Genomic DNA, 6,727 nt, shown 5'->3' with positions numbered 1-6,727 from the left:
GTGATCGACAATTCGGCCCCGAAGATCGGCTGAATAGGATTTCCCCATGATCCACCTCCAATCACGATGAATCACATCCTGATCCTGCTGGGAATCCCAAGATTCCTATTTCACGCTCGATGCTCTAGGCCTAACATCCCATATTGAGTACTGGAGCAGCCGGCATTTGTTAGACCCAGCACCGGCTTCTGTCGGCGATCGACCCATCCAAGACGCTCGGCCCTACGCTTAGGCTTGCTGGAACCCGACACTTTCTGAGGATTAGCCAATGGCGGGAGCTGGGCCGCAAGCGGAATGGCCGGTCTGCGGCAAACGACTCGAGAAAGCCGTCCATAGCCTTGCGATAAAAGCGGCCGCAATCGGACCCTCTCTAGAGTTTTACCATCCATCTCGGCTACGCCAGTAGTCGCCGTCCGCGATCCAAGCATCGGTCAATCGGTCTTAAAGAGGGGGTAATATGATCGCGATAATGTCGCCGACGGTAATGCCGTATCGGCCTCAAGCTCGCTCATCTTCTGTGAATCCGACCTTTGCGCAGAAACGCTCCAAGCGAATCGCGCGGCGGACCGCCACGCTCGGGTTTTAGGAGACAATGTCGTAGAGAGATATTATATATCAGGATTGGGAACTTCAGCGCGCCTGATGCATTTTGTCGCGCAACTGTTTCTGGATCGTAACTGTGTAGCAATGTTGCAACGCGCTTGTTTTAAAAGCGAAAAATAGCGCAAACGTCCTTTACGTCATCCTCCGGGCTTTTCAGTCTGCCCTCATCAGCGCCCGACCGCTCGAGCAGGCGCGCTGAGATAATCACACCAGATAAGGGACTGGGCTTTGCTAAATCTGAAATCGATGGCGCGTCTGCGCGCGGGCGTAGCGCCTGCCATTTTCCTCACCACCTGCATGTCCGGAGGTATCGCAAGCGCGCAGGATCAAGTGCCGCAAGGCGCTGCGGATGAGGGCGAGGATACCATCGTCGTCACCGGCTCGATACTTCGCCAGACTGCCAAGGAGACCGCATCGCCAGTAACGGTACTGTCCGCCGAAAGCCTGCAGCAGCGCGGTCTGAACACCGCGTCCGAGGCCATCCAACGGCTGAGCGCGAACGGCGCGGGCACGATATCCAGCGGCTGGAACACCGGCTCAAACTTCGCGGCCGGCGCGAATGCTCCAGCGCTTCGTGGTCTTACCGTGCAGAACACGTTGTCGATCGTCGATGGCATGCGGCTTGCACCTTATCCTCTTGCAGACGACGGTCAGCGCAACTTCGTCGATCTCAACAGCATCCCCAATGCTATCATCGAGCGGATCGAGGTGCTGCGCGACGGCGCATCATCCACTTACGGCGCGGATGCGATTGCGGGCGTGATTAACGTCATCACCAAGAAGCAGATCGAAGGCATTCACGCCAACGCGTCGGCCGGCATTTCTGACCGCGGCGATGCCGGCGAGCGCCGCGTCGATTTGACCGTTGGTTATGGCGACCTGGCCGATCAGGGCTTCAACGTCTATCTGTCGGGTGAATATCAGAAGTCCGATGCGCTCTACGCTCGCGATCGCGGCTATCCTTACAACAGCACCGACCTGCAGGGCATCTGCAATGAATCCGGTAGCTGCATGGCGAACCATAACTGGAACGGCTACACGGCGGAGTCCGACACCTTCAATGGTCTGTTTGCAACGCCGGGCATCAGCATTGTCCGTCCGGTCGCCACCGGGTCGAACGTTGGCTCGGGCCGCTTCAGCTACCTAAATCCGTCTTTGGGCTGTGGTGAATTTCCCGTAAATCCGAATATCGGCACATCTCCGTCTGCGCCGGCCAATGGGGCGTGCGAGGTCGACTACCAAAACAAATATCAGATGCTCCAACCGCAGATCGAGCGTTACGGCCTGACGGGGCGCATCACCGCCAACCTCGGCGACAACGCGCAATTCTATGTGATGGGCACCTACTACCAAACCAACACACTCGCTACGCTCACGCCGCTGGGCTTCAACGGCACGCCCGCCGCTTCGCCGAGTGGTCTGACGCCGGCTGCTTATAACGTGCTGCTGCCGGTCTATACCTGCGCCTCGGGGCAGGGAACGTTCGACTCGCTCAACACCGGCTGCACTGCAGCTAACGGCGTGCTGAACCCCAACAATCCCTATGCCGCTGCTGGCCAGCGCGCACAGGTGCTGATCCGGTCGCCTTATGCTCGCACCGATGAGACCCGCACACGGGCGCTGCGCGCCGTCGCCGGCATCGACGGATCCTTTGGTGACGACTGGCGCTATGGGGTCAACTTTACCGCGTCGGAAGTGCGGCTGAAGCGCTACCAGGACAACTATATCATCCCGCAGCGGGTGATGGACGTGGCCGCCACCGGCGCGTTCAATTTCCTCAATCCTGCCGCCAATTCGCAGGATGTCTGGGACTATATCGCGCCGCAGAGCGTGACCACCTCGGTGTCGAAGCTGTGGCAGGCGCAGGGCACGCTGGCTAAGGACCTGTTCGATCTCCCCGGCGGGCCTTTCCAGGCCGCGGTCGGCATTGCCTATCGCAAGGAGTCGATCGATGCGCCGTCCGCGAACCCGGCGAACGACGCCAACCCCTATGATCGCTACTATTCCATCAACGCGGTGGGCGCGGAAGGGTCGCGTAACGTCAAGTCGGCGTTCTTCGAGCTTCAGGCGCCGGTTTTCGATCAACTGGAACTGACCGCGTCGGGACGATATGACAAATATTCGACGGGTCAGGAGAATTTCTCTCCCAAGGTGGGCGTCAAATTCACGCCTGTGCCCGAACTGGTGGTGCGGGGCACCTTCTCGAAGGGCTTCCGTATCCCTAGCTTTAACGAAGCCTTCGGCCTTCCCACCACCGGCTATGTCACGCGGCGCATCAACTGCGAAACCTATGCGGCATTTTGCGCGGCCCATGGCGGCCCCAATGCGCCCTATGTCACCGGCGATTACAGCGTCGGCCTGACACAGTCCGGTAACGCTCAGCTGGACCCGGAAAAGTCGACTTCCTTCACCGCCGGTTTCGTGTTCGAGCCGATCCGCAACGTGTCGTTCAACGTGGATTTCTGGCACATAAAGATCAAGGATCTGATCGTCGGCATCACTGACACGTCGCCCTATGAAAACGCCTATTATCTGAATAATGGCGTGGTCAATATCCCGGGCGCGACTGTCGTCGCGGGCACGCCAAGCAACGACAATCCGGGTGCGCTGCCGCTCCTCGGTTTCATCCAGACGTCCTATCAGAATGCCAACTCGCAAACCGTCAGCGGCATCGACTTCGGCATCAACGCCAACTACGAAATATCGCCCGATGTTAGCTGGACCAGTGCGCTGGATGCGTCCTACCTATTGAAGTACAAGCTGAACGATGGCGGCAATCAGCTTCGCTACGACGGCACGCTCAGCCCCTGCAACATCACAAGCTGTTCGGGTGCGCCCAAGCTGAGGGCGAACTGGCAGAATACGCTGACCTTCAAGGACACGGCGATCACGCTGACGGCCTATTACACCAAGGGCGTCGATACGGCGCAGATCGACTATGGCATGACCAAGGGTGACTGCGTCGGCAATGTCGATCTCGGCCTTATCTCCTATGAGGATGGCACGTCGGTCCAGTGCAAGACCAAGGACATCTGGAACGTTGACTTCTCGATCAACCAGAAGATCAATGATCACTTCACACTCTATGCCAACGTGCTGAACGTGTTCGACATCAAAGCGCCCGTGGACGTGAACGCGGCCTACGGCATCTTCAACTACAACCCGGCCTTCGCTGGTCCGAACATCATTGGTCGCTTCATGCGCGTGGGTGCGAAGATCGACTTCTGATCGCCTTATAATGACGAGGGCGGCGCTCCCTTGCGGCGCCACCTTCCTACTGACCTCGACATTTCGAAGATGGCCGACACCATCTTCGAAGCGTCGAGTTCATTTTCGGCATGCATCATCCTGGCTCAGGATAATTGTTGGGTTCGCACTTTCACAAGCTCCAACCTGATGAAACAACAGAGCCTCCGCGGATGCCAGCCTTGCAATCCGGTCTAATAGAAGCGGACATACTCCGTACGTCCAGTCGATGGCAGCATTGTCCCGAGTCTGTGTAAAATCGCGGGAATCTGGTATGATTTTCTCGTGTTTCGGGAGGCCTGGGCATGAGCCGTTTCGTCCAAGGTGAAGACCGTCGGCAGGACTATCTGTTGCCAGCATCGCTCGATGATTACGTGTCGAACGACAATCCGGTTCGGGCAATCGAGGCCTTCATTGATGCGCTTGATTTGAAGGCGCTGGAGTATTCTGGAATGACGCCGGCTGAAACGGGCCGTCCCGCCTATCATCCAGCGACGATGCTCAAGATTTACCTCTACGGCTATCTGAACCGGGTCCAGTCGAGCCGACGGCTCGAGCGTGAAGCCCAGCGGAACGTCGAGCTGATGTGGCTGACGGGTCGGCTGGCGCCTGACTTCAAAACGATCGCCAACTTCCGCAAGGCAAACGGCGCTGCGATCCGAGCCGCTTGCAGCCAGTTCATCGTTCTTTGCCGGCGATTAGGGCTGTTCACGCGCGCGGTCGTGTCGATCGCGAGGAGAGCGACATTGCCGAGCCGAAGGCGAAGCGATTGACGGAGAAGATCGCCCGGCTGCGTGCGCAAATGTGCGATCTTGCCGCGCGTGAAAAGGAAGTTCGCAATGCGCCGGATCAGCAGGTGTGGCTGACCGATCCCGACGCACGCGCCATGACGAGCGCGGGCCGCGGCACGAGCATCGTCGGCTATAATCTGCAGGCGGCCGTTGATGCCGAGCATCACCTCATTGTCGCGCACGACCTGCTGAACATCGGCAATGACCGCGGCCAGCTTTCCTCCATGGCGGCGCAAGCTAAGGCAGCCATGGGCCTCGAGGCTTTGGATGCGATTGCCGATAAAGGCTATTTTAAGGGCGAGGATATCCGGACCTGCGAGAGCATAGGCGTCACCGCCTTTGTGCCCAGACCGCTCACCTCAGGGGCAAAGGCACAAGGTCGCTTTGGCAAACCGGACTTCGTCTATCTGGAGCAGGAAAACGTCTATCGATGCCCCGCTGGTGAAGATCTGACCTATCGCTACACGTCGATCGAGGACGGCCTGACGACACATAGTTACTGGAGCTCGAACTGCCAGACATGCGCGCTCCATGACCAATGCACGACCGGCAAGGAACGGCGGGTCAGAAGATGGGAACATGAAGCAGTCGTCGAAGCGATGGAACGGCGCCTCGATCGTACGCCAGAGGCGATGCGTATCCGTCGACAGACGGGGGAGCATCCGTTCGGCACACTGAAATCCTGGATGGGCTCGACCCACTTCCAAATGAAAACGCTGAAACACGTCCGAACGGAAGCCAGCCTCCACATCCTGGCCTATAACTTCAAAAGGCTGGTCGCCATCCTCGGCGTCCCGGCGATGATCACCGCAATCCAGACCTGACCGCCAACCCCCAACCTCCGCGCCACTCCAAAATAACGGCCGTTGTTCTGCGAACTCGTTTTTACACGGCCTGTCCCAGCTACCGCCGACCGATGCCGCCCCTTCTTTGCCTGCAGCACCATGCTTGAGGTTCCCGAAACCAGACATTCTCGGGAGCACCATCAACCGCGGGAACCGAGCCGGTTTCGGCCTGGCGGCGTCGCGACGACAACCGTTCGAAAGCGGACGCTTGTTTGCCAGGGCGGCGATGACGCTCACCCACATGCCAACACCTTTCTGGGCCCTTGGGGCCATTGCGGAAGATGATGGCGGCGCAAATACGGACAATCATGGCCGCCTATCGCTACAGGAGCTGGACGGCACTAAAAGCATCGCTGCTGCTTGCCCGGCCATATCGTCATGCCCCCGACTTGAACGAGCGTTCCAGAAAATGCGCGAGCTTGGAAAAGCTGCGCCTGTCATTGCTTGCACGCGCCATCCCCGCCATCTTTGCCGATGAGGGAGTGGTTAGACAGGCTGGTCGGCGCGACAGGGGCACTTATCGGACCGAGAACGACTTGCTCCCGCCGCTCGCGCCCGTGCTTTGCAGGCGAAGCTTGAGCGGGCGGATCGTGCGCGATTTGCCCCAGCGGACCCGCACGCGCGCCTCGTCCCCGGCTCCATCCACAAGGTGCCAGGCAGCTGCTTGAGGCCGAGCGACGGGCCGGTGACGCTCGCCTTGTAGCGCTCACCCCAATTCTGGACCGCCTCGCCATTCTGGGTGATCAGATACACCTTGATCTCGCTGGCGCTGAGGCCGAGCCGGTGCGAGGCATCACCGCCTGTCAATGCCCGTCCAGACCCTGCAGCACGTCCTAGAAGCGGAATTCCCATAACTCGCCATAGCGTTCATAGCCGCCCCCGGTGCCGGGCGGGGTAGCGCTGCTGATGGAGGCTTTGCCACTGGCCAGTTTGTTGGCGACATTGCCTCCGTCGAGTTCAGCGCTCCGCTTCAGGCCCTGATCTGTTACGGGGGATCCCCCCACCAATAACGATGCCGAGCTCAAGATAAGACGCTTCGGGAGACTCAAACCTGGAGATCGTCAGTGGACCATGATGGAGAAGAAGCTGGACACCTCGAAAAACCGGTGGCGTTCTCTTAGAGCCCGATTCAAAAGTTTCTCAGGCGTAGCAATACCTTGCGGTTCTGCGGATGAGCATGCGGATAGAAGCGATCATAGCCCAGGCGGTTGAAGAGGCGATGGTCGCTTCCCAGTCCTTTGC

At 59.0% G+C, this 6,727-nt stretch carries 1 protein-coding gene and 2 pseudogenes; 2 read left to right on the top strand and 1 reads right to left on the bottom strand.

Annotation, left to right across the window (positions count from 1 at the left end; all coding sequences use genetic code 11):
* Positions 1 to 831: 831 nt before the first annotated feature.
* Positions 832 to 3,831 (top strand): TonB-dependent receptor plug domain-containing protein, encoded by a 3,000-nt coding sequence (locus tag ACFQ24_RS04660; protein WP_380909334.1) that lies wholly within the window; start codon positions 832 to 834, stop codon positions 3,829 to 3,831.
* Positions 3,832 to 4,154: 323 nt separating this feature from the next.
* Positions 4,155 to 5,464: pseudogene (locus tag ACFQ24_RS04655) on the top strand (transposase).
* Positions 5,465 to 6,625: 1,161 nt separating this feature from the next.
* Here the strand turns inward: ACFQ24_RS04655 and ACFQ24_RS04650 are convergent.
* Positions 6,626 to 6,727: pseudogene (locus ACFQ24_RS04650) on the bottom strand (IS5/IS1182 family transposase); the annotation flags it as partial.

The organism is Sphingobium olei, from assembly GCF_042678845.1.
GTDB lineage: Bacteria > Pseudomonadota > Alphaproteobacteria > Sphingomonadales > Sphingomonadaceae > Sphingobium > Sphingobium olei.
This window is presented reverse-complemented; position numbering and strand designations above follow the sequence as displayed.